Source organism: Lacticaseibacillus salsurae (genome assembly GCF_045862175.1).
Classification (GTDB): domain Bacteria; phylum Bacillota; class Bacilli; order Lactobacillales; family Lactobacillaceae; genus Lacticaseibacillus; species Lacticaseibacillus salsurae.
This window is the reverse complement of the sequence record NZ_BAAFZI010000025.1, coordinates 1-22,903: the sequence shown is the minus strand read 5'-3', so window position 1 is coordinate 22,903 and position 22,903 is coordinate 1. Positions and strand designations below refer to the sequence as shown.

Sequence of the window (22,903 nt, the reverse complement as noted above, 5' to 3'; positions counted from 1 at the left end):
ACAACATCAATTAAGAAGACATTGAGTAGCGAAGTAAATCAGAACTTGCTTGTCAGTGAGCCGCGTAAAGTGTGAAGCGGCCTAGTAACTTTGGTCGAAAGTAGGCTATGAGTCGTGACTGCGACGTTTATGAAGTGGTCACTGGGATTGCGCCCATTACAGCAATGACGTATCGCCAAGATTTGGCCGTACGTTTGGAGGTTTAGTCGGTGACGGCTAAACGAAACAAGGTGGTAACGCGCATTGGCGCCCTTGACAAATGCAATATTTGTCAAGGGCGTTTTTGTTTGGGTTAGGCCGACTCAAACAAACCCCTTCTTAAGACACACACTTTTGGAGGTCATCACAATGGAAATCAAATCAGATCACAAACTCACCAAGAAGCAGTACTTGATTTTAGGCTCGATGTTATTCGGATTATTTTTCGGGGCTGGGAATTTAATTTTCCCGATCCATTTAGGGCAGATCTCTGGGGGCAACTGGTTACCTGCAACGTTAGGCTTTTTACTTTCCGCCGTGTTATTGCCATTAATGGCGATCTTAGCCATCGCCATGACTGAATCTGACAGCATGTATCACTTGGCTCGCCCAGTCGGTCACGGCTTTGCCTTATTTTTCCTGATCTGTACCCACGCGTCATTGGGCCTGTTGATCGCCACGCCACGGACTGCCACCGTGACGTTTGAAATGGCGATCCAACCGTTTATCTCCAAAGGCCACACGCAAATCGCCTTGTTGATCTTTTCCGCCATTTATTTTGGCATCACCTACTTGTTATCCCGTCACCCACAAAAAATCACCGATTATGTTGGGAAGTTACTCAACCCTGCGTTACTGCTATTATTAGCTGCCGCCTTTTTCGCCGCTTTCTTGATCAAAGGTGATGGCGGCACCTTGATGGCCAGCACCCATGCCACCCAAGCGATCGACAATTTATCTAACGGCTTCTTACAAGGTTACAACACCATGGATGCGTTAGCTGGCTTAGGCTTTGGCGTAACGATTGTTGCCGCTTTGAAGTTTTTCGGCGTCACCACTGCCAAGCATCGTTCTCAAGATGTGGCCAAAGTTGGGGCCATGTCCATGGGGCTTGAAGCGATCGTGTATATTTTCTTGATCGCATTAGGCGTTTTGTCCTTACACTTCACCAAGATCACTGCCAATGGCGGCCCAGCTTTTAACGCGATCATGACTCACTACACTGGCATGATCGGCACGTCGTTACTTGGGGCCATGACTTTCTTGGCTTGCTTGACGTCTTGCATCGGCTTGGTTTCCAGCTTGTCACAAGACCTTGGCACCCGTTTTCCAAAAATCGGCTTCGGCAAATTCTTGATCGCCACTTGTACTGGGAGCTTTTTGATCTCAAACTTCGGCTTGAACCAGATCATCGCTTTATCCAGCCCGATCTTAATGCTGCTTTACCCACTGGCGATCGCCTTGATCTTGTTAGGCTTGTTGCACCCATTCATCGGCAAGCAACAAACCATTTATCGCACCACCATTATCTTAACGGCGATTCCAGCGATCTTAGATGCGATCCACTCGTTGCCACCATACTTGGCGAACAATGCGTTTGTTCAAGCCATCGACAACTTCGGCATGAAGTACATTCCAATGTTTTCGATTTCCATGGACTTCTTGCCATTCATGTTAGTCGGCTTGATCGGCGGCACGCTGTTGGCTAAGCTTTCTGGCCAATCGTTCAGCACCACTGCCACAAGTGAACTTTCCGAAAACTGATCGGCGCCCAAAAGCACGTGATCACAGTCAGTCACGTGGCCGATCATTCCTCCTTTACGGCATACACCAACAGCCCGCGCAAATTGCGCGGGCTGTTTTGTTGGCTTGCTGGTACGAAAATCTGGGAGCTGCGGCGTATTGGCGCCACTGCGGAAAACTGGCCAAGTTGCCGTGCGGCCGGCTTCGGAAATCGGCAAAATCCGCCGATGTTCCTGCGCCTAAATTTTGAACCAGCAAAGCCCGCTGTTTCAAAATTTGCCGGTGAAATCCGCGGATGCCGCCAAAGCCCAGCGTCATCCTTGATTTCACTTTCACGGCAATTGGCCAGTTTTCCTTCGTTATGCCAATTCACCTCCGCCTCCAGATTTTCTCGGCTAGCAGTCGAAACTACCCAGTCGTCATTGACCCGGCTATGCTTTGACGTTGTTGCAGAAACCCTTGTCGTCTGTAGCTGTCAGCAATGACACTGACAAGATTCGCTATGATGCATACATTATGACTATTTCCTTGTGCCATCACTTTGTGCGGTCAGTTTATTTCCCTGATGGGCCCGTTTTCCACTAGCATGTATAACCTACTAGTCCGTCAAATCATATCAAAGTCGCGCTGATCATCAGCTGATAGCGCAACAGGAGGTCGTTTGCATTTGGGACGGAGGCTGGCGCGTTGCGGCATGGTGAGATTTCCGTTGGCGATTTATCGCCTACGGAAAGCCGCAGGAAAAGATCCGGCGGGTGGGGAGCGTCGCGAGACATCCCGGCCAGCTTTTCCGAGGACCCTCTCCATGCCGCAACGCGCCAGCCGGAATTCCAAATGCAACCAACCGGCTTCAAGACGCTGTCGCTTGATTGACCCACTTGGCACAAAGCCCTGGATTGGAGATATCATATTTAACGCATAACTTGCGCAAAGAAGTCCCGCCAGTTTGGTATTCGGCAACCACCTGCGCTTTAAGTGCCGCCGGATAACGGCGGGTACGGCGATAAGCGACTAAGGCTTGATCGCCATCTTGTTGGTACGCGCGCACCCAAGCTGCCAGCAAATGATGATCGATGCCAGTCGCCTTTTCTACGGCACGCGCGGTTTGGCCGCTGAGGATCGCCAGTACCGCTGAGCGCTTTGTTTCTATTGTATAGTGTGACCATTGACGCATCTCGTTCACCTCACTGAAAGTGTCGCATCTGTAACGCGTTACAGGTCAAGGACTTTTCGCCTGCCCTTTAAACTTGACAAGGCGATCTGTATTTCGTTACGCTTAAGGTAATCAAAAAACATTCGGTTGGGCGCAAGCTTCAAGATCGTTTTCCTGGGGAGGAAGACACTTGTTGCTTGCGCTTTTTGCTGTTGTTGAAAAGGAGGCCCCATCATGAAAGACCCCTATTTGCATCCCAAAGCCAAAGTCCTTGAAGCTTTAAAAGTCCAGCGCCAACACGGCTTGACGCAAGCGCAAGCCCAAACACGCTTGGCCGAAAACGGCCCAAACCTGCTAGAAAAAGCCAAAACCATCCCCGCTTGGCAGCAATTATTGCACAGCCTCAAAGAGCCTTTGATGATCATTTTATTCATCGCCGTCGGGTTAGGCGCGCTAAGTGCTTGGTATGACTTTGCCGTGACCAAAGACCATGCCCATGCCATGGCGTCCGTGTACGAGGCTGTGGCGATCTTATTGTTGATCATGGTCAATGCTGGGTTGTCCTTTTGGCAAGCGCGTGCGGCACAAAAGTCCATGGCGGCTTTGCAATCAATGGCCGCGCATCACGCCACAGTATTGCGCGACGACGAGTGGCAAGAAATTCCTGCCGAAGAATTAGTGGCTGGCGACATTATGAAAGTGCACACTGGCGATTTCATTGAAGCGGATGTGCGCTGGTTACATGTGGCTGAATTGACCAGCAACGAGTCGCATCTCACCGGCGAAAGCGAACCCGTGGCCAAACAAACGCACAGTTTAATAGAAGAAACGCAACTCGGCGATCGGTCGAATATGGGTTACTCCGGCGCCACGGTTACCCATGGCAATGGCATCGGCGTGGTGGTCGCCACTGGCATGGCCACTGAACTTGGCCAAATCGCCCAACTGTTAGCCGCGCAAAAACCAGGCAAGACCCCTTTGGCCAAAAGTGTTGAACGCTTGTCTAAACGCTTGATGCTGGTGGCGTTGTTTGTAGTCATCCTCACGTTGGGCCTGGAATTGACCAAAGCCACGGCCGCTTTTGGCTGGTCATTTGCCGCGATCGCCGAAGCGTTATCGACAGCCATTGCCTTAGCAGTCGCTGCCATTCCTGACGCCATGCCAGCAGTGTTGGCGATCGTGTTGACGATCGGCGCCAATCAGCTGGCCCAACACCACGGCTTGATCAAATCCTTGAATGCCGTCGAAACCCTTGGGGCCACCAGTTTTATTGCCAGTGACAAAACTGGCACCTTGACGCAAAACCAAATGACGGTGACGGATTTTTGGGTGAACGGCCAATATTATCACGTGGAAGGCAGCGGCTTAGAAGCTAGCGGTGAGATCTCCCCGACTGGCGATTACCAAGCCTTCATTCAAGCGGCGGTGTTGAACAATGAAGCCGAAGTGCGTGTGGACGCTGACGACGAATTGCAAGCTTACGGCAACCCTACCGATGTCGCATTAGTGGTACTTGGCCAAAAAGCTGGGATCTTGCGGGCAGATCAACCAGTGGATATTTTGCGGGTCTTGCCTTTTGACTCCACCCGCAAAATGATGTCAGTGGTGATCCGCTCTGATTCAGGCTTTCAGGTGTTGACCAAAGGCGCACCTGATGTGATCCAACAGCACTTGGCGCAAGTTTCTGATGACTTAGATGCGGTGGTGTTACATTTTGCCGATCAAGCGCTGCGCACCATCGCCGTGGCCAAACGCGATATTGACGAAGACTTGGCGCGGCAAGGTCGCGTCGACGAATTGGAACAACACCTTGAGTTACTGGGGATCGCTGGGATCATTGACCCGCCGCGGCCAGAAGTGCGCCAATCAGTGGCGACCTTGCATCAAGCCGGCGTGGCAGTGGTGATGATCACCGGCGACCATGCCGCCACGGCGCGCGCGATCGCGTTAAAACTTGGCATCGTTGATGATCCTCAAGCTTCAGTGATCGAAGGGGCAACGCTGGATACGTTAGACGACCAAGCGTTGTTCGATCTCGTGCCTAGCATTCGCGTTTACGCGCGGGTGACGCCAGCGCACAAACAGCGCATTATCAAAGCCTTGCAGCGCCATGACCAGATCGTCGCCATGACCGGAGACGGCATCAATGACGCGCCGGCGTTAAAAGCGGCAGACATCGGTATTGCCATGGGCATCAACGGCACTGAAGTCACCAAAGACGCCGCTGATTTGATCTTATTAGATGATCGCTTCACCACCATTGAACGCTCAGTGGCAGCTGGACGCACCATTTTTGCCAATATCAAAAACTTCATGCGCCATGAACTCACCACCAATGTCGCCGAAGTCTTGGCGCTACTATTAGGTGTCGGCTTCATGACCCAGCAAGTCGGCCAGGTACCAGCCACCACGCCAGTCTTATCGGCTTTAATGGTACTGTGGGTGAACATGGTGTCAGACGCTTTGCCAAGTTTTGCCTTAGGGTATGATGTGCCAGAAGCGGACTTGATGCGCCAGCCACCACGCAATGTCCATCAATCGATTTTGCACGGCATGCTTGGCCGCATTGCGCTGCGCGGGATCGTCATGGGTGGCGTGGTGTATCTGGCGTTCTTATGGGCAGCGCAAGCTGGGATGCAACCGGCACAAGCGCAAACGGTAGCCTTTTTGACCTTGGTTTTTGGCCAATTGTGGCATGTCTTTGATGCCCGCAGCACCCGCACCTTGTTTCACCGCAACCCCTTTGAAAATGGCAAATTGTTGATCGCCGTGGCCTTTGCCGCAGTGGCGTCGTTATTAGTGACCGTGATGCCATTTTTCAACTTGGTGATGGGCACGGCGCCGCTGACCAATGGCTTATATTTAGCCGTGGTGGTGTTGCCAGCCCTGCCAACGTTGGTGTTATCTGGCATCAAGGCACTATGGCTGAAATTTAAATGACGAAAAAAACACTGCGTCGCATAGTGCGATGCAGTGTTTTTGCATGCAATCAGCGCGTGCGGACTTTGAATTGATCGGCGTGATGGCTATGCAGATAACGCAATTTTGCTTCATAGTCGTTTACAAGCTTTTTGAGGTTTTGTTGTCCGCGCCAACCGGTGTAGCCAAACAATAACATGCCCAACGCCCCGATTCCAAAGATCACGCCGCCAATAATCGCGACTACTGGATGGGTAGCATGGTAAAGCGAAAGCAATACGATGCCCACACCACTAAGGACAACACATAATTGAAACCAGTAGCCTAAATTCTTCATCATGTGTTTTTGATAAGCAACTTCTTGCTCATAACCTTTGCGCATTTCTGTAATTGTCATGGTCACGCACTGCTCCTTTCTGATTAGTAGGTCAAACCAGGGTTGAAGAAACCTAACAGCACCCCAACTAATGAAACCGCCACTAAGATCAGCATGGTCCAAATTGCGGAAACGTGCTTTTTAGACATCAACCACCAGCAAAATAGTGTAACGGCAACGGTTAAGATCCCTGGAAAAATGCTATCGAGCTTGCTTTGCAGGTTCAAGAACACCTTGCCGTTGCTGCCAACTAATTTCAAAGAAGTCGTCACATTGACCCATGAAGCTAACACGCCACCAACGACCATACTACCGATAACTCCGATCGCGTGACGGATCGCAGCGCCTTGCTTACCAACTAAGAAACTGACCGCTTTATCACCAAACTGATAGCCGCGGAAATACAGGAACCGTTGACCAAAATATGCGATCAATACCCAAGCGATAATATAGAAAATCGCCCCAACTGGCGAGCCACCAGAAGACATCCCCAAAGAGATCCCTAACAAGATTGGGATCAACGTACCATCGATCAACGAATCCCCGATCCCAGCGATCGGACCCATCAACCCGGCACGCATATCATTGATCGTTTCACCATCGATGTCTTGCCCGTTCGCACGAGCTTCTTCCATACTTGCAGTGACCCCGACGATCACCGTTCCCAGCATCGGGTTAGTGTTGAAGAAAGCCGTATAAGCTTTGATCGCTTTAACTTGATCATCATGATCCGGATACAGACGTTTGATAATTGGTAACATGGATGCCATGTACCCAAACGTTTGCATATGCTCTTGAGAAAAACAAGTCAGCGCGCCCCAAAACCACAGATGAAAAGAATGACTAAGGGTCTTATGGTCAATTTTTTTAACTTCTTGCGCTTTTTGCATGATCAAATATCCTCCTCTTCATCATCGTCGCCAACACTTGCGCTAGCAGTTTGCGTCCCAGCTGCGCCATCTGAAGGCCCATGAGTAGAGCCAATGGCCATTTCGATTTCATAGAAGATCACGGCAAACAATAAGGAAACGACCGTGACAGAAACCAGATTCAAATGCAATGATGCTGCCAAGGTGAACCCAACGAAAAATGGCACAAAATCGATCGGCTTGGAAACAATCTGCCGCAGTAAGATCGCGATCCCGACACATGGCAACATCCCGCCGACAGTAAACAATGTCTTCATGGCAATGCCGTCCATTGGTAACGCATCACGCAAAGCGGTAACCGCTGTTGACCCATAATAAGTCAACAACATAGTAGGGATAAATGAGAATAATGCATGTGAAACCCAAGGCCAGCCAAAGTTGACCCCGTATAATCGATCCAGTTTACCTTGATGAACATCCTTCCAACCAAATGACTGCCAAACCAAGTTCAATGTCGCAACGGCATAATACAAAACCGTCCCAACGGTCCCAACTAAAGTCCCAACAGACTTAGCCAAATCGGCAGCTGAAGCCCCTAATGGGTTCATCCCTTTAGAAGCGATCGCAACCATTGCCAGCGGAATCCCAATATATGAGATTGCGCGGACATCTGCTGAAACCGTGCCGCCTGGTGTCACTAAGGCAATGTAAACCAACTGCATCGCGACCCCACAGGCGATCCCAAGTTTTAAGTCGCCCAAAACCAAACCACATACCAACCCACCAACTAACGGACGGCCGATCGTGTAATTACCCACGGCTTGACCAGCCATACACGAGTTAGAACACAAGCAGGCAAACAACCCTAAGATGGCAGCTTGTAGCCAACTGATCGTCATAATATTACCTCCTATTGATTAGTGTCTAATATCCAAACTTCGACTTGAATTTATCCCAACTACCGATGCGCTGATCTGGCAACAAGGCAAAATCAACTTTGTAACCAGCCTTTTCCATTGCTTCAAAAGCGTCACCTTCAGCTTGGGTGAATGATTGATTGTCCCCAAGCTTGATCGTATTTTCACGGTCATTGCCAGGACCAACATTTACGGTTTTGATGTCGCTTGGCACAAAACCCCAATCTACTAAAATCGTCTTCATATCCAAAGGGCTTTTGGTGATCAAAAAATACTTGGTATCAGATTTTAAGACTTTCTCCTGCACATCCTTGAAATGGGCCATTGTCCAAACAAACACCTTTTTGTCTGGGACAGCTGCTTTATAAGCTTCTTTCAAAATTGGATTGGTGGCCGCTTTATCATTAACAGCAATGATGCCGTCACAAGGCAATTCTTTTCCCCAACGTGTGGTGATCAATCCATGGATCATCCGATCATCGATTCGTACAAATGATACTGACATGTTCATCTACTCCTTTAAATCTCATCATCATCGTCATCATCTGACGTCACTTTAAACACTTTGACTGCGTTGCTTGCTTCTGCCAGCACTTTAGCCTCCAAGGCTGCACCATCAAGCGTGTCTTTTGCCATTAATGCAGTTAAGGCCATCGGGAAATTCATACCGCCGAAAATCAAGGTATCTGCTAGCTTGCCCTTTTCCCCTAAGATATTGCTGACCATTGTCAACGGACTGCCGCCGATGATATCGGCTAAGACCACGAATTGACTGTCAGCCGGCAATTGATCAAGTGTATGTTCAAATCTCTTTCCTAGGGTGTCTGCAGCTTCGCCTGGCAATAAGCTCACGGCGATCACTGTATCCATATTGTCTGCTGCAAACATAGACAACGATTGCTTTAATCCTTGGGAGAATTCCCCGTGACTCACAAGAATCAGATATTTCAATGTCCTTCCTCCTTTCGATTCATGTTTCGTCACTACCAAGGTGATACTTTGACGGAAATACTCATTCCTTAGTAGCCTACATTGAGATATAAGCAATTTGCATGCCAACTTTTGTCGAAAAAATAAAAAAGGCGCTGTCACGCGGCATAACAGCGTTTTACTGGAATAGACCAATTCATTTACTTGTCAATTGATGCGGACATGTTATCATTTAGTCGACGGAAATACGACAGTCCCATTTTGTGTCGAAAGGATTTCTGAGATGAGAATAGAAGATGTCAAATCAGTTGTTCAAAATGCCACCACCACAGCATCAACGTTACCTGATTTAAAAAATATCACCACTGAAGCCATTGCCGCAGCCTTGTCATTAAGTCGCAATACCACCAGTCAATATCTCAATGACTTATTAAAACAGCACTTGGTGATCCAAGTGAAATCACGGCCAACATATTTCGCTGATCGTGAAGCTTTCAGCAGTCAATTTTTCACGCCACGCTTGGATGTGTATGCGTCATTAGACGAGTTGCTTGCTGAACAAGCTAGCAAGGATAATGTGTTTCGATCATTCATTGGTAGCGACCAAAGCATGAAAGAAGATATCGATCACATCAAGACTGCACTCGCTTATCCACCTGCCGGTTTGCCGTTTATTTTATCTGGTAGCACTGGGGTCGGGAAAAGTTATCTGGCGGAATTGTCCTATCAATACTGCATTCAAGCAGGAATTCTTAAACCTAACGCACCATTTTTGACGCTGAATTGTGCCCAGTATTATCACAACCCCGAATTACTGTCGAGCAATCTGTTTGGCTACGCTAAAGGCGCCTTCACAGGTGCAACTACGGATATGCCCGGGCTGCTAGAATCAGCAGATGGCGGAATCTTATTTTTGGATGAGTGCCATCGCCTTGATCCAGAAAGCCAAGAGAAATTGTTTGCATTTATGGATACTGGCACCTTTATGCGTATGGGCGATACCCAAAAGCCTCGCAAAGCCACTGTGCGGCTAGTGTTTGCCACTACGGAAAACTTGCAAGAAACTTTTTTGCAGACCTTCATGCGTCGCGTGCCGATCGCCGTTAGGATCCCAGATCTTAACGATCGCTCTAAAATCGAGCTACGTTGCCACATTTACATGGCTTTTTTAAATGAAGCGCAACGTTTGAATCGCACCTTGTCAGTTAGTCCTTGGATCATCAACCGCTTATATAACCGCCAATACAAAGCCAACATTGGTGAGTTACGCAATGATGTGCGGATCATTTGTGCCCATGTCTTCAGCGAAAATCGACAAGATCAAACGTTAATGGTTTCGACGGAAAATATTGGTAATGGCTTGTTGACTAACTTACTGGCTGTCAATGAACAAGAAACCATCGCCCAAGAAGCTGTGGTATTCACCCCGACAAACAAGCTCAGCGACTATTTGCGTACTTGGCATGATGATAACTCTCAAGTGAATACCTTGATCCAAAAATTCATCCAACTCGATATGGACCTTGAGCACCATCGTCTAGGCGCTGATTTGGTCCAGCAAAAGTTAGCGCGTGAAACCGCCGCACTAATGGATCAAATGGTGCACCAAGATCAACGCTACGAAAACGAATCACTCAAGTACATGACCTCAGTGATCCAGCGATTATTTGATTACCTCAACTCAAGCTTTTTTGTGAAGATCAAAGGTAATGCTGTCGTTGCGATCGCCAATTTCATGTATCGCAAACATGACTTTGACATCACCTTGACGCCAGCCAACGAAGAAAAAATCAACCATTTATTGAAATTCATGCAAGAGCACGCCACAGTTGAAAATCAGATCCTCAAAGCCTTTTTGGATCTGGTTCGCACCAAGCTGGATTTTCGCTTAGATGCCATGAATCGCTTGTTGTTACTGGGATACTTATTTAGCTTGCAACTCAATGCCGAAGAGTTGGGGCAACATGCTTTGATCTTGGCTCATGGCTTTTCAACCGCCAGTTCGATCGCTGATGTCGCCAACCAAATGCTGAATCGCAAAATTTTTGACGCCTATGACATGCCTTTGACAGTATCTGTTGATCAAGTCAAAGAATTCTTGATCTCTTATGTCACCAAGTATGACTGCAGCAAAGGACTGATCGTTTTAGTTGACATGGGTTCTTTGATGATCTTGCCAGAAACACTAGGTGAACTGCAAACAGGGCCTTTACTGTTAATGAGTAACGTTTCCACCCAAGAAGCTTTATTTGTCGGTGACTTGATCCAAAATGGGGCCAGCTTGGATGAAATCGGCCAGCGCACCCAAAAAGAATTGCTACCTCAATTCAAACTGACTTATCCGGTGATCGAAAAAAAGCCAATGATCATCACCACTTGCCATACTGGAGTGGGTTCAGCTCGGCAGATTCAAGCCTTCTTGGAGCAAAGCATTCCTGAATCTCTGGATTACCAAGTGGAGTCTGTAGATTTCGCCTTTTTACGCGATCACGGTGAACAAGCCCAAATGTTTAAGCAATATCACGTCGTTGCCGTTGTCGGTACCAACGACCCGAAACTCAAACATGTGCCATATATCTCATTGGAAACTTTGGTCTCGTCTGAAGGCCGTGACGTGTTGCATATTTTGTTTCCAGATGTGAAAGATCCGGCAGTACTATCGACTATCAATGACAAGCTGATCCAAAATCTTTCGCTGGAACGTCTGTTATCTGCGGTCACGATCTTAGATGCCCATAAAGTGATCAATACCGTGGGGAAAATGATCGAAAACCTTGAAGACCGCGCGCAGATCCACCTTTCCAACAGTCAACGTTCCACCTTATACGTGCACATTTCAGCGCTGATCGAGCGTTTGATCCGCAACGATGAGCCGTTGATGTATGTGCCAAAAGACGTTAATTCACGTTCCCGCGGTTTAGCCCAAATCAAACGTTCCTTAAGTGACATCGAACAAACTTACTCCGTCGTTGTCCCAGATGGCGAGATCAACTATTTGTACGACATCGTCTTTGGCGACAATTAAACCATCCAGACTGCGCTTAGAACCAATAAGACACATCAAGCCAAGCGATTTGCTATTGATCGTTTGGCTTTGTTGTTATTGTGTCTTGATACTCGACACATTTTGGCATCTTTCTTGCTTGTATCTAATTGAAGGGAGCACCCCCCTAACAAATTCAACGAAAGGATGAGTGGCATGAGTGATTCACAAGGGTTTCAACTGAACCAATCGCAAAGTCAAAGCTTAAGTCTTTCACAAGGTATGCGCCAATCGATTTTGATCCTACAACTTGATGCCATCGATCTCACCACTTATCTTGAAGACATAAGTATGGCCAATCCGTTGATCAGTGTTCATACAACCTTAGACCACCGGCTCCCTGAAGCTGACAGCCCGCAAGTTGAAGCCCAGCAACCTTCATTATTCACCTATTTGCTTGAACAAGTTCAACTCACCATGCGAGCTACCCACTTACGTCAAATCGTCATTTATTTGATCCAGCAACTTGACCCGCGTGGCTATCTGGCTTTAACCAATGATGAAATTGCCGAGGCACTCGGTCTTTCCATGACTGAAGTATTAGATGCAGTCACCTTGTTGCAGCGCCTTGATCCACCTGGCGTCGGGGCCAGAGATCTGCAAGAATGTCTGTATTTACAAGCCGAGCAAGACCCAGACCAAATTCCAGAAGGGGTTTTGGCCTTGTTAGAGGATAGCTTTGATGATTTGGTCAAGCATCGTTGGCATGACCTAGAAGTCAACCTAACACTTTCGCGAACACAGCTTGACGACTGTGTCGCCTATATTCAAACCCTGACTTCAAATCCCGGCGCAGCCTATGGGCGTACCCAAATTGAATACATTGTTCCTGAGCTGAAACTGACAATAAAAAATGGTAAAGCTTCATTAACGCTCAATCGCCACAGCCAACCTGAACTCATTTTTGCCCAAGCCACCTACGAGCGACTCAGCGCCACCAATGATAGTGAAGTTCAACGTTATCTGCGAGAAAAGAAAGCTCAATTTCAATCTCTTGAATATGCGATGCAGCGGCGCCAAGAAACATTGATCATGATCGGCCGCGCAATTATCCAAGCGCAATTTGAGTACTTCAAAGATCCCAGTTTACCATTAGCGCCTTTGTTGTTGCGCGATATTGCTCAGCGTCTGCAATTGTCTGAATCGACAGTATCGCGCACGATCAATAACAAATATCTGCAAACAGATCACGGTGTTTACCCATTGAAAATGTTCTTTTCCCGCTATAGTCCGGCAACTGCTGGTGAAAGTCGTTCAACTGCCCAACTGTTAGCCGCTTTAAAAGCAGCCGTCGCACAAGAAGACCCAGCCAAACCCCTTAGCGATGCCGCCCTTGCCAAAGCCTTATCTGACCAAGGTTTTGTGATCGCTAGACGTACAGTGGCCAAGTACCGCCAAGAAGCCGGGATCGCTTCGGCAAGAGAGCGTAAAAAATGACGAAACAGATCCTTTGCTCGTAAAGTTGAGCAAAGGATTTTTTTCGTCAACATACGATCGTGCCTTTCTCAACAAAAAAACTGCCTATCGCTAGGCAGTCAGTCGTTTACATGAAGACATTTTTATATAATGCAATGGCACAAATGGAAGCCAAGATCGGCGCCACCACTGGCACCCAAGCATAACCCCAATCAGAGCCGCCTTTGTGCTTCAATGGCAACAAAGCATGCAAGATCCGAGGGCCTAAGTCACGCGCTGGGTTTAAGGCTGGCCCAGTTGGTCCGCCAAATGAAGCGACCAACGTCCCGACCAAAAAGCCAAGTGCCATGTGGGCAGTACCTAAGTTATTGGCGAAAAATGGCGCTTTGGTGATGCCTAACGCCCCAAAGAATAAGATGAATGAGCCGATGAATTCGTTGATGAAACCGTTGAGCTGACTTTTGGTGGCGTTGATCGTGCTGAACGTCCCTAAGATATGTTGGGGATTGGTGGTCAGATCATAATGGGGTTCATAAGCGGCATAGACACATAACTGGCCAAACATGGCCCCAGCCATTTGCACCAAAATGTATGGCAATACTTCTTGCCATGGGAACATCCCCGATACCGCCAACCCAATGGTGAACGCTGGGTTGATATGGTTGCCTGAGATCCCACCGATGATCATCGCAGGGATCATGACCCCTGCGCCGTATCCGCAAGCGATCAACATCCAGTCAGAACCATTCCCTTTAGTCCCTTTTAAGTCTACATTGGCAACCGAACCGTTACCAAGCGCAACCATAATTGCCGTGCCAATGAATTCGGCGGCAAGGCGCACGCCAAGATCATACGTCATTATTCTTTGTTTTCCTCCAGGTTAGTTTTCTGAAATAAGCATATGATGACATAATATCAACTTATGGAAGCATAGTAAATAACTTATGTAAGTTGGCTGAAAATTTCTTGGCTTATTTTCAAAAGATGCCGCTTACAGTGACGCAAAAGCCGAACATTACGCCTATAATCGACTTGGAGGTAGGAAAATGTTAACTGAAAAATCAAGACGCGCCTTTGTCGCCACGTTACTGACTGGCACGTTTTCGATGTCGATTTCGCAATCGGCGTTAAGCACGGCGTATCCAGCTTTCATGCAGGCGTTTCACTTAGGCGCCAGCACGGTGGCCTGGTTGACCACTGGCTTTATGTTGGTGATGAGCTTAATGATCCCAGTGTCACCATGGTTATTAAACAATATCGGCTTCAAGCGACTCTTTCAAGCCGTCGTCATCACCTTTGGCGTCGGCACTGCACTATGTATTTGGGCACCAAGTTTCAGCGTGTTGATGATCGGACGATTACTAGAAGCGTTAGCGGTCGGCATTATTTTCCCAAGTTTTCAAACTGTGTTGTTGACCATCACCCCACAAGCCAAGCGCGGCGCGGTGATGGGCATCGCCGGCTTGGTGATGGGCTCGGCTTTGGCAGTCGGCCCCATCATTTCTGGGGTGTTGTTGACCTGGTTTTCTTGGCGCGCCTTGTTTGGCTTGTTTTTGATCGTCAGTTTATTGGTGTTACTCGCCTCAACGCGCACGATCCAAGATGTGATGCCGCAAAGCTTGAGCCGCTTGGATTGGCTCAGCGTCGTATTGGCAGCCAGCTTTCCGGCATTATTATATGTGCTTTCTGAAGCCAGCAACCAAGGCTTCACGATCAGTTTGATCTTGGTTTTGGTGATCGCCGCCGCGGCGGCAGTTTGGTTCGTGCGGCGCTTGTGGCACCAACCCAAACCTTTGCTACAATTGCGAGTGTTGCAAACCGCGCAGTTTCGCTTGGCTTGTTTGTTGACAGGGATCTCATACATCGCGTTGATCGTCACCACTGTGGTCATGCCGCTATATTTCCAAACGATTTTAAAAGTATCGCCACTGGTTTCCGGCTTATCGTTGGTGCCTGCTGCTGTCAGCTTGGCGTTATTGAATCCGCGTACTGGCAAATTACTTGATGCTGTGGGGCCAAAGCGCGTGGTGTTGATCGGGATGAGTTTGATCACTGGCGGGTTTTTGTTGCTGGCAATTTTTGCCGGTCACTTGCCATTGATCGGCGCCATTTTGCTCGCTTGTGTCACAGAATCTGGTAACGCGTTTGTGATGATGCCGGCAGTGACCACTGGCGCTAATGCCTTGCCGAAAAAATGGCTTGCCGATGGGACTGCGGTGACCACCACGGCGCGGCAACTGCTTGGTGCATTAGGGGTCGCTTTAGCCACTGCGATCTTAACGCAAGTTGGCGGCATCGCTGGGTTTCAAGTGGCGTTTGCCACTTTTGCAGTGATCGGGGTGATCGGCGGCTTGTTAGGGCTGCGCTTGCGACAAGCCCAGTAAAATCTTGCAACGCGATGGCTGCGTTGTGCTAAAATTGAGGCAATCAAATCATAAGGAGTAATCGCTATGAATGTCTTCAACGCCTTGAAACTGATCCAATTCGACCACCAGCCGCTGAATCATCAACAAGTGGTGATCACCGACGCCAGTGGCAAACCTGACGCGGAGCTGTCTGAACTGCTAGCCGATTGCCTCAGCAAGGTGGACATTTTTATCGATTTTGATACCACCAATTCTGTCGCAGATGTCATCGATGATCTCCATTTACTGACGCCACTGCCTTATGACGTCTTGGAAGAATATCAAAAAGTCCTAGAACAGCGCATCGTCAGCGTCAACTTCGCCAGCCACAAAGAATTAGTCGAGCTGGTTTATGAGCCATTAGTGTAAAACTTTGATCGGTAGGTCCCCCTGCCGATTTTTTTATGCTTGAATTTGCTTGTTTACAATTGCACAAGCGCCGTTCAGTTGGTACACTGAATGCAACTTGGAGGCGTGATCATGCAAACACAACTACCGGTTCAAATCAAACGCGTTTGGCGCTTGCGGGCGCTGATCGACGGCGGCATATGGGTAAATGTCGCCGGGGCATTATGGCTGGCCAACCATTTATGGGCTTGGCCTTGGTGGCTGATGGCGATCGCATTGGGGTTAGGGGTCATCCATGTGGGCAGTCACTTGGTGTTGATCCCTTATCGCTATGCCTTTTGGCGTTATCAAATCACCCCTGATGATGTGGTGTTACAAAGCGGCTTTATTTTCCGCAAAACCGAAGCCATCCCCATTGCCAGGATCCAAAATGTAACTTTAGAACAAGGCCCGCTATTGCGCGGCCAACACTTACAAAGCGTCAAAGTGCAAACTGCGGCCACTACCCATGAAATCGCTGGCGTGGAAGTGTCAGTGGCAGATGCCTTGCGTGAGCAGATCATGCAACTGGCCAAGGAGGCCCGCGATGACGCCTAAACGCTTACCATTGTTGGCTTTGCCGGTGATGATCGGTGCAGAATTCAAAACGTGGTGGTATCTGTTGCTATTGGCGGTTTCCGATGGCGCGCGGCACGGATTTTCTAAGTGGACGCTACTGTGGATCATTGCCGCAGTCGCCTTCACCACCGGTTTAGCGCTGATTCGCTATTGGCGCTTTACTTATTTAATCGGCGACACTGCCGTGACCATCAATTCCGGCTTATTCGTCAAAAAAGTACGCCACATCCCTTATCCCAATATCCAAACCCTTAGCCATCAGCAGTGGTTTTTCTTGCAACCGTTTGGCCTAGAAACCTTAAATATCGAAACTTCCAGCAAAGATGGCAAAGCCGGCGCTGGCACCTTGTTTGCCGTATCAACTGCAGTCGGGCAAGCCATCGAAGCGCATCGGCATCACCAAGTGGCGCCAAGTGCGACTAGCGAACCTGAGTTGCAGCCTACGACGCCAGCTTTTGACGCGCAATATCAGATCTCAGCGCGAGATCTGAACTTATATGCCGCCACTAGTATGGGCTTTTTGGCGATTTTAGCGGCGCTGGCTTGGGCTTGGGACAAACTCGACGACTTGATCCCTAAAACTTGGGAACAAAATGCCGTTGATCAACTGGCTCACTTGGCGGCGCTGATTGTGGCTATTTTGGTGATTTTCTTGTTAGCCGTTGCGATTTTGATCTCTTATTTAAACTTGTTGCAACGCTACTATCACTTCACCTTGACCAAACAAGCCCATACCCTAACGGCAACGCGCGGATTTTTCAAACGCTTGGAAGTGTCTGTGCGTAGCAGTCGCATTCAAGCCGTGCGCTTGCGGCAAAGCTTGTTGCGGCATTTATTACACCTCACCACCATTCAAGCGTTATTGGCCAGCAACGCCGCAGATGATGAAAAAGATAACGACTTGGTATTGTTGCCGGTGATCAAAGCTTCCCGCGCTTTTGAAATGATGCACAACTTTGTCGATTGGGTGCCACAAACGCCGCCTGCCTTAACGCCTATTCCCAAAGCCAGCCACTGGTATTATGTGCGCAACTTGGTGTTATGGAACTTGTTGTTAGTGGCGATCATCGCCTTTGCGATCAGCCGCATTTCACCGCATTGGCTACTTTGGGCGTTAGTCATTGCCGCCATTTGGCTGGTCGCACAAGGCTTACAAGGTCGATATGCCGCCGGGCTTGCCGGTGTGGCAATCATCGACGACTATACCTTGTTGGTCCAAACTGGTAGCTTTTGGACGCAAACGCAATATGTGGTGCGCCGCAAAAACATCCAAGCCATGTCATTGAAACAAAGTATGTGGATGACGCCGAAGCGCTTGACCCATTTGGAATTAAATATTCGCCGCGGCGACAGCAATGAGGACGTCGAAGTGCGCTATCTCAACGCTGAAACCGCTGACCAAATCTTTTCTTGGTATCGGCGCGCCTAACTTTCTGAAACTTTCTGAAAATAATCCTTACGCGCGGCGTTTTTTTCTGGTAACGTTAATCCTTGTTGTGGGTGACAACCTTTTGTCGCTTGGTTCCGTATAGGTGGCTTGCCACTGACTCTACCTCCCAAAATTTTATACCCACTTATGAGGAGTTTACACGTGCCTAAGAATTTTAAAGAAGAAGTCTTTTTCAGCTTGATCATGGCTGGTTTAATGGTGTTTGTGATGGCCGGCTATAACGTCGCGTTATCTGACGGTTTTTCTGCTGGTTATATCTTGGAAGTGCTGAAAGGTTACCCAATGGCGTTGGTCATCGCGTTGATCTTGGATCTGGGCTTAGTTGGCCCCATTGCCAAGAAGATCTTCTTCAATCATATTTTCAAACCTGAAATGGAAAAAAAGCCTGCCATCATCGGCATCTGCATTTCGATTTTAATGGTTGCTGGGATGGTCACTTTGATGTCCGCCTTCGGGATGATCGTCACGCAAAACTTTGCGGGTAACATTGTTTTAACTTACCTGCACACTTGGATCTTCAACGTGTTTATGGCTTTGCCATTGCAACTGTTGATCGTCGGCCCGATCGCCCGCAAGGCATTAAGCGCCTTTCAAGGTCGCAACGTCGAACCAGTCGAAGCTGAATAGTATCTGAAAAGGCGTCAGCCATGAGCTTTCATGGCTGACGTTTTTTTGTTGCCGCCGAAAAGCTGTGGGCTATGGGGAATTGGCGCCACTGCGGGAAACTGGCCAAGTTGCCGTGCGGCCGGCTTCAGAAATCGGCAAAAAGCGCCGATGTTCTTACGCCTAAGTTTTGAACCAGCACAAACCACTGTTTCAAAACTTGCCGGTGAAATCTGCGCATGCCGCCAAAACCGGCGTCATCCTTGATTTCACTTTCACGGCAATTGGCTAGTTTCCCTTCGTTATGCCAATTCTCCTCCGCCCACAGCTTTTCTACGATCGTGATGTTAACTAACAAATTATGATACGTTGACACATAAGTCATGACATATTGACGTCCTTGAAAAAAACCATCAGTTCTCCAGACGGCTGGCGCCAAAATCCACGTCTTCTTTGATTTCATTGTCAGCAGAAATTGGCCAGTTCCCTTCCAATCACAACCTTTCAGGCTTAGCGCGTCATCGCTGACTGATCACTTTGGACTAGTAGGTATTGCCTACTAGTGTCAGCCAAGCAATATCTAAGTCGTCGCCCAGCGGTGGTTTGGCTTTGGGACGGAGGCTGGTTTGGCGCGGCATCGTGAGATTTCTGTTAGCGATTTATCGCTTACAGAAAGCCGCAGGAAAAGATCCGGCGGGTGGAGAGCGTAGCAAGACATCCCGGCTAGCTTTTTCGAGGACCCTCACCATGCCACGGCAAACCAGCCGGAGTCCCAAAGCCAAACCACCGCCGCCCCTCTTGAAACCTTTTTTCTTGAAAATTTCAATTTGCACTTACACGCGCGGACAATTTCTGCTAAGATGACCGGTAATCAAAACATCGCAACGCCTAGTGGACTATCTAGGCGTCGCAACAACTACTAGTCGGATACGGCTATTTTTTTTTGGCGATGTTTTAATCAAAGGAGTGAACATTCATGGAATTATCTCAAGCAATGCCGAAAGCGCGCGTTGAAATCGCGCATCCAGCATTGGCGATGGTCGGCTTGATGATCGGGTCGTTCGTCGGTATGTTTTCAGAAACGGCATTAAATATCGCACTGCCATCATTGATGACTGCGTTAAACGTCAGCCAAGGCACGATCCAGTGGTTGGTCACCGGGTATATGTTGGTGATCGGTATCTGCATGCCGCTGTCCAGTTTATTAACAAAATGGTTTACCACTAAAAAAATCGTCTTATTTGCCTTAGGGGCCTTTATCGTCGGCGCCGTCATTTCCGCATTAGGGATGGCTTTCCCAATGGTGCTGTTAGGCCGGATGATCCAAGGTATCGGGACTGGCTTAGTATTGCCCTTGATGTTTAGTGTGGCGTTACAGATCTTCCCACCGCATAAACTCGGTGCTGTCATGGGGATGGCAGCGTTAGTGATCATGTTCGCCCCAGCAATCGGGCCGACTATCACTGGGTTATTATTGGCCAAGTTATCTTGGCGGTTTATTTTCTGGTTGTTTGTGCCGTTTTTGGTGATCGCGTTTATTTTTGCGGCACGCAATTTGGATAATGTTTATCAACAAACCCATACGCCAGTCGATTGGTTATCGATTTTAGCTTCGACCATCGGCTTTGCCGGTATCGTCATCGGGGCCACCTTTGCTTCTGATAAAGGCTGGCTATCCTTGCCAGTGTTGGCTGCATTGATCATTGGCGTGTTGGCGTTATACTTTTATGCCCATCGTCAATTGCACATGGCCAAGCCAATGTTGAACTTACATGTGTTCAAAACTCGCCGCTTTACGGTTGGGACCTTGTTGGTCATGCTTGATTTTGGTGTGATCTTGGCTTCGATGTACTTGTTGCCAATGTTTTTACAACGGGTCATGCATTTGCCAGTGGCGTTAACTGGGATCGTCATGTTACCAGGTGGGATCGTCAACGCCTTAGTTTCTGCAGCGGCTGGGCGCGCTTATGACAATCACGGCGCCAAGTGGTTATCTCGCATCGGCTTTGTGATCGCGATCATCGGCGTTGGCATCTTGTTGACAGCCAATGCCCACTCCAGCTTAGCTTGGGTGATCTTCGGACATGTGGTGTTAATGATCGGCGCACCTTTGGCGATGTCACCAGCCCAAACTTACGGCTTGAACAGTTTAGCTGGTCCTTTAAGCGCTGATGGTAGTGCCATTTTAAACACCTTGCAACAAATCGTCGGCGCTGTGGCCACTGCGATCGCGACAAGTTTGATCGCCTTTGGCAGTGCGCAACAAGCTGGCGTGGCTGGGTTGACTGTCGGCACGCATGCTGGGTTCATGTTCGTCATGATCTTGGCGATCGTGGCTTTGGTGCTCTCCACACAAGTTGAAAGTTTGAACAAAAAGTAACCGTATCGCAAAGAAATTCCGCCTCAGGCCGGCTCGTTTGGTCGTGGCGGTTTTTTTTATGGCTTGAACAAGGTACAATTGAACAAAAGATAAGTATTTTCAGGAGGAAGTCGAATTTATGTGGAAAATTATCACCCAAGCATTGCCACAGCTAATCGTCGCCGGTTTGAAGTACACGATTCCGATCGCGGTGATCTCGTTTATCATTGGCTTGGCATTAGCGTTAGTGGTGGCATTGACCCGAATCAGCACCAAGCGCGGTGCATTTAGCATTTTACGCTGGATCGCCGGATTTTACGTGTGGCTGTTTCGCAGCACCCCATTATTGGTCCAATTATTCATTGTGTATTTCGGCTTACCTTATTTGATCATTCCAGGCTTGGCGCCAAGTGGCATCAAGCTTGACCCATATACCGCTGGGATCATCACCTTTTCGCTGAATACTGGCGCTTATTGTGCTGAAACCGTTCGCGCCGCATTGTTGTCAGTGCCAGAAGGCCAATGGGAAGCGGCTTATGCGATCGGCATGAACCGCTCGTTGGTGTTGCGCCGCATCATTATTCCCCAAGCGCTGCGCACGGCGCTGCCACCTTTGTCCAACTCGTTTATCGGTTTGGTGAAAGATACCAGCTTGGCTGCTTCGATCACCATCGTCGAAATGTTTGAAGTCAGCCAACAGATCGCCGCCGCCAACTATCAGCCGCTGTTGATGTACACATTAGTCGCGTTGATCTATGCCGTATTTTGTACCGTGTTGTCTTGGCTGCAAAAATGGCTAGAAGTGAAATCTAGTCTTTATCTGCAAACCACGCAAGGAGGCGCCGCATGATCTCAGTTGAAAACCTCACCAAAAGCTTTGGCGATAATGTGGTGTTAGACCATATTTCCACGGCGTTTCCAGCAGAACAAACCACGGTGATCTTAGGCCCATCAGGTTCTGGGAAATCCACGTTTTTGCGCAGCTTGAACTTATTGGAACGCCCAGAATCTGGCATTTTGCACTTAGAAGACTTGACCATCGACTATGCCCAACCGATCAGTGGCAAAACCACTTTGGCGGCGCGGCAAGTTACCGAAATGGTGTTTCAAAGCTTCAACTTGTTTCCGCATTTGACCGTGTTGAAAAACCTGATCGAAGGCCCTGTGCATGTGCTTAAAACCCCTAAAGCCGACGCGGAAAAAGAAGCGCGCGACTTGCTGCAACAAGTGGGCTTAGCCGACAAAGCCGACAGCTATCCGGCGCAACTTTCTGGCGGCCAAGCGCAACGTGTGGCCATTGCGCGCAGTTTGGCGATGCATCCGCGCTATATTTTGCTGGATGAACCGACCTCGGCTTTGGATCCAGAGTTAGAACTGGAAGTGTTGAAAGTGTTGTTAAAGATCCACAATGAAAATCAATCGATGATCATCGTGACCCATAACATGGCTTTTGCCAAACAAGTGGCCAACAAGATCTTGTTTTTGGAACATGGCAAAATGCGCTATGACGGCCCGACAGACGGCTTTTTCAATTCTGATGACGCGCGCATCCAAAGTTTCTTAGCTTCGATGACGTTTGCCTTATAGCGCCATGCAAAAACCGAGTCGCTATAGCGGCTCGGTTTTTGCGTGCTACAATAGCAATAGATCGTCAACCACTCCCAGCTAAAGCTGGGAGCTTGTGAGAGCCGCGCCTGATGGCGTGACGACCACAATTTGCTTAGATACGGCACCGCCCACTCGATGGTTAATCATCAAGCGGGTCTTATACGCTA

The 22,903-nt window shown here is 48.6% G+C and carries 21 protein-coding genes; 12 read left to right on the top strand and 9 right to left on the bottom strand.

From position 1 onward, the window contains the following. Positions 1–354 precede the first annotated feature (354 nt). Entirely contained in the window at positions 355–1,743 is a 1,389-nt protein-coding gene (gene brnQ, locus ACKTSG_RS08560; protein ID WP_407893855.1) for a branched-chain amino acid transport system II carrier protein, read from the top strand. A gap of 43 nt (positions 1,744–1,786) precedes the next feature. On the opposite strand, the gene ACKTSG_RS08555 is transcribed toward brnQ, so the two are convergent. Beyond that, on the bottom strand, positions 1,787–2,095 hold the full coding sequence (locus ACKTSG_RS08555; protein WP_407893835.1) for a hypothetical protein: 309 nt from the start codon (positions 2,093–2,095) through the stop codon (positions 1,787–1,789). Positions 2,096–2,572: 477 nt separating this feature from the next. Beyond that, positions 2,573–2,896 (bottom strand): transposase, encoded by a 324-nt coding sequence (locus ACKTSG_RS08550; RefSeq protein ID WP_407893833.1) that lies wholly within the window; start codon positions 2,894–2,896, stop codon positions 2,573–2,575. Positions 2,897–3,109: 213 nt separating this feature from the next. Here ACKTSG_RS08550 and ACKTSG_RS08545 point away from each other — a divergent pair, with 213 nt between their 5' ends. After that, entirely contained in the window at positions 3,110–5,815 is a 2,706-nt protein-coding gene (locus ACKTSG_RS08545; protein ID WP_407893831.1) for a cation-translocating P-type ATPase, read from the top strand. 49 nt (positions 5,816–5,864) lie between these two features. Here the strand turns inward: ACKTSG_RS08545 and ACKTSG_RS08540 are convergent, their stop codons facing one another. From ACKTSG_RS08540 to ACKTSG_RS08520, 5 genes are read right to left on the bottom strand one after another with little or no spacing between them, the layout of a single operon-like run. Continuing rightward, the gene (locus tag ACKTSG_RS08540; RefSeq protein WP_407893829.1) at positions 5,865–6,191 is read right to left on the bottom strand and encodes a DUF202 domain-containing protein; all 327 of its coding nucleotides are present in this window, start codon (positions 6,189–6,191) and stop codon (positions 5,865–5,867) included. Between the two features lie 23 nt (positions 6,192–6,214). Beyond that, positions 6,215–7,060: a PTS system mannose/fructose/sorbose family transporter subunit IID gene (locus tag ACKTSG_RS08535; protein WP_407893827.1), complete on the bottom strand. Its 846-nt coding sequence runs from the start codon at positions 7,058–7,060 to the stop codon at positions 6,215–6,217. Positions 7,061–7,062: 2 nt separating this feature from the next. Beyond that, positions 7,063–7,938 carry a PTS mannose/fructose/sorbose/N-acetylgalactosamine transporter subunit IIC gene (locus ACKTSG_RS08530; protein WP_407893825.1) on the bottom strand — a complete coding sequence of 292 codons (876 nt, stop codon included), beginning with the start codon at positions 7,936–7,938 and terminating at the stop codon, positions 7,063–7,065. A gap of 25 nt (positions 7,939–7,963) precedes the next feature. Next, entirely contained in the window at positions 7,964–8,461 is a 498-nt protein-coding gene (locus ACKTSG_RS08525; protein WP_407893823.1) for a PTS sugar transporter subunit IIB, read from the bottom strand. 14 nt (positions 8,462–8,475) lie between these two features. Then, entirely contained in the window at positions 8,476–8,907 is a 432-nt protein-coding gene (locus tag ACKTSG_RS08520; RefSeq protein ID WP_407893821.1) for a PTS sugar transporter subunit IIA, read from the bottom strand. A gap of 262 nt (positions 8,908–9,169) precedes the next feature. On the opposite strand from ACKTSG_RS08520, the gene ACKTSG_RS08515 reads away from it, so the two are divergent. Both ACKTSG_RS08515 and rpoN read left to right on the top strand, forming a co-directional pair. Next, positions 9,170–11,911 carry a sigma 54-interacting transcriptional regulator gene (locus tag ACKTSG_RS08515; RefSeq protein ID WP_407893819.1) on the top strand — a complete coding sequence of 914 codons (2,742 nt, stop codon included), beginning with the start codon at positions 9,170–9,172 and terminating at the stop codon, positions 11,909–11,911. A 174-nt stretch (positions 11,912–12,085) separates the two neighbouring features. Continuing rightward, positions 12,086–13,366 (top strand): RNA polymerase factor sigma-54, encoded by a 1,281-nt coding sequence (gene rpoN, locus ACKTSG_RS08510; protein ID WP_407893818.1) that lies wholly within the window; start codon positions 12,086–12,088, stop codon positions 13,364–13,366. A gap of 106 nt (positions 13,367–13,472) precedes the next feature. Here rpoN and ACKTSG_RS08505 read toward each other — a convergent pair whose 3' ends face one another. Continuing rightward, positions 13,473–14,204, bottom strand: coding sequence for an MIP/aquaporin family protein (locus ACKTSG_RS08505; protein WP_407893816.1), 732 nt, complete (start codon positions 14,202–14,204; stop codon positions 13,473–13,475). A gap of 187 nt (positions 14,205–14,391) precedes the next feature. On the opposite strand from ACKTSG_RS08505, the gene ACKTSG_RS08500 reads away from it, so the two are divergent. From ACKTSG_RS08500 to ACKTSG_RS08480, 5 genes are all read left to right on the top strand, one after another. After that, the gene (locus ACKTSG_RS08500; protein WP_407893814.1) at positions 14,392–15,729 is read left to right on the top strand and encodes an MFS transporter; all 1,338 of its coding nucleotides are present in this window, start codon (positions 14,392–14,394) and stop codon (positions 15,727–15,729) included. Between the two features lie 66 nt (positions 15,730–15,795). Beyond that, positions 15,796–16,119 carry a hypothetical protein gene (locus ACKTSG_RS08495; protein ID WP_407893812.1) on the top strand — a complete coding sequence of 108 codons (324 nt, stop codon included), beginning with the start codon at positions 15,796–15,798 and terminating at the stop codon, positions 16,117–16,119. Positions 16,120–16,230: 111 nt separating this feature from the next. Then, positions 16,231–16,695 (top strand): PH domain-containing protein, encoded by a 465-nt coding sequence (locus ACKTSG_RS08490; protein WP_407893810.1) that lies wholly within the window; start codon positions 16,231–16,233, stop codon positions 16,693–16,695. Next, positions 16,685–18,145, top strand: a complete 1,461-nt coding sequence (locus ACKTSG_RS08485) for a PH domain-containing protein (protein ID WP_407893808.1) — start codon at positions 16,685–16,687, stop codon at positions 18,143–18,145. The genes ACKTSG_RS08490 and ACKTSG_RS08485 overlap by 11 nt, the downstream gene beginning before the upstream one ends. A 162-nt stretch (positions 18,146–18,307) precedes the next feature. Continuing rightward, on the top strand, positions 18,308–18,793 hold the full coding sequence (locus ACKTSG_RS08480) for a DUF2798 domain-containing protein (protein ID WP_407893806.1): 486 nt from the start codon (positions 18,308–18,310) through the stop codon (positions 18,791–18,793). A gap of 124 nt (positions 18,794–18,917) precedes the next feature. On the opposite strand, the gene ACKTSG_RS08475 is transcribed toward ACKTSG_RS08480, so the two are convergent. Next, entirely contained in the window at positions 18,918–19,208 is a 291-nt protein-coding gene (locus ACKTSG_RS08475; protein ID WP_407893804.1) for a hypothetical protein, read from the bottom strand. Positions 19,209–19,745: 537 nt separating this feature from the next. On the opposite strand from ACKTSG_RS08475, the gene ACKTSG_RS08470 reads away from it, so the two are divergent. The 3 genes from ACKTSG_RS08470 to ACKTSG_RS08460 all read left to right on the top strand — a co-directional run bounded on the left by ACKTSG_RS08470 (position 19,746) and on the right by ACKTSG_RS08460 (position 22,715). Continuing rightward, positions 19,746–21,149, top strand: a complete 1,404-nt coding sequence (locus tag ACKTSG_RS08470) for a DHA2 family efflux MFS transporter permease subunit (protein ID WP_407893802.1) — start codon at positions 19,746–19,748, stop codon at positions 21,147–21,149. 118 nt (positions 21,150–21,267) lie between these two features. Further along, the gene (locus ACKTSG_RS08465) at positions 21,268–21,978 is read left to right on the top strand and encodes an amino acid ABC transporter permease (RefSeq protein WP_407893800.1); all 711 of its coding nucleotides are present in this window, start codon (positions 21,268–21,270) and stop codon (positions 21,976–21,978) included. Then, positions 21,975–22,715 carry an amino acid ABC transporter ATP-binding protein gene (locus ACKTSG_RS08460; protein ID WP_407893798.1) on the top strand — a complete coding sequence of 247 codons (741 nt, stop codon included), beginning with the start codon at positions 21,975–21,977 and terminating at the stop codon, positions 22,713–22,715. The genes ACKTSG_RS08465 and ACKTSG_RS08460 overlap by 4 nt, the downstream gene beginning before the upstream one ends. Positions 22,716–22,903 lie beyond the last annotated feature (188 nt).

Bases quoted from the DNA above. Each gene is read 5' to 3' on its own strand.
- ACKTSG_RS08495 (WP_407893812.1), top strand. From the start codon at position 15,796: ATGAATGTCTTCAACGCCTTGAAACTGATCCAATTCGACCACCAGCCG.
- ACKTSG_RS08490 (WP_407893810.1), top strand. From the start codon at position 16,231: ATGCAAACACAACTACCGGTTCAAATCAAACGCGTTTGGCGCTTGCGG.
- ACKTSG_RS08505 (WP_407893816.1), bottom strand. From the start codon at position 14,204: ATGACGTATGATCTTGGCGTGCGCCTTGCCGCCGAATTCATTGGCACG.
- ACKTSG_RS08500 (WP_407893814.1), top strand. From the start codon at position 14,392: ATGTTAACTGAAAAATCAAGACGCGCCTTTGTCGCCACGTTACTGACT.
- ACKTSG_RS08545 (WP_407893831.1), top strand. From the start codon at position 3,110: ATGAAAGACCCCTATTTGCATCCCAAAGCCAAAGTCCTTGAAGCTTTA.
- ACKTSG_RS08550 (WP_407893833.1), bottom strand. From the start codon at position 2,896: ATGCGTCAATGGTCACACTATACAATAGAAACAAAGCGCTCAGCGGTA.
- ACKTSG_RS08535 (WP_407893827.1), bottom strand. From the start codon at position 7,060: ATGCAAAAAGCGCAAGAAGTTAAAAAAATTGACCATAAGACCCTTAGT.
- ACKTSG_RS08460 (WP_407893798.1), top strand. From the start codon at position 21,975: ATGATCTCAGTTGAAAACCTCACCAAAAGCTTTGGCGATAATGTGGTG.
- ACKTSG_RS08515 (WP_407893819.1), top strand. From the start codon at position 9,170: ATGAGAATAGAAGATGTCAAATCAGTTGTTCAAAATGCCACCACCACA.
- ACKTSG_RS08530 (WP_407893825.1), bottom strand. From the start codon at position 7,938: ATGACGATCAGTTGGCTACAAGCTGCCATCTTAGGGTTGTTTGCCTGC.
- rpoN (WP_407893818.1), top strand. From the start codon at position 12,086: ATGAGTGATTCACAAGGGTTTCAACTGAACCAATCGCAAAGTCAAAGC.
- ACKTSG_RS08465 (WP_407893800.1), top strand. From the start codon at position 21,268: ATGTGGAAAATTATCACCCAAGCATTGCCACAGCTAATCGTCGCCGGT.
- ACKTSG_RS08525 (WP_407893823.1), bottom strand. From the start codon at position 8,461: ATGTCAGTATCATTTGTACGAATCGATGATCGGATGATCCATGGATTG.
- ACKTSG_RS08485 (WP_407893808.1), top strand. From the start codon at position 16,685: ATGACGCCTAAACGCTTACCATTGTTGGCTTTGCCGGTGATGATCGGT.
- ACKTSG_RS08470 (WP_407893802.1), top strand. From the start codon at position 19,746: ATGGAATTATCTCAAGCAATGCCGAAAGCGCGCGTTGAAATCGCGCAT.
- ACKTSG_RS08540 (WP_407893829.1), bottom strand. From the start codon at position 6,191: ATGACAATTACAGAAATGCGCAAAGGTTATGAGCAAGAAGTTGCTTAT.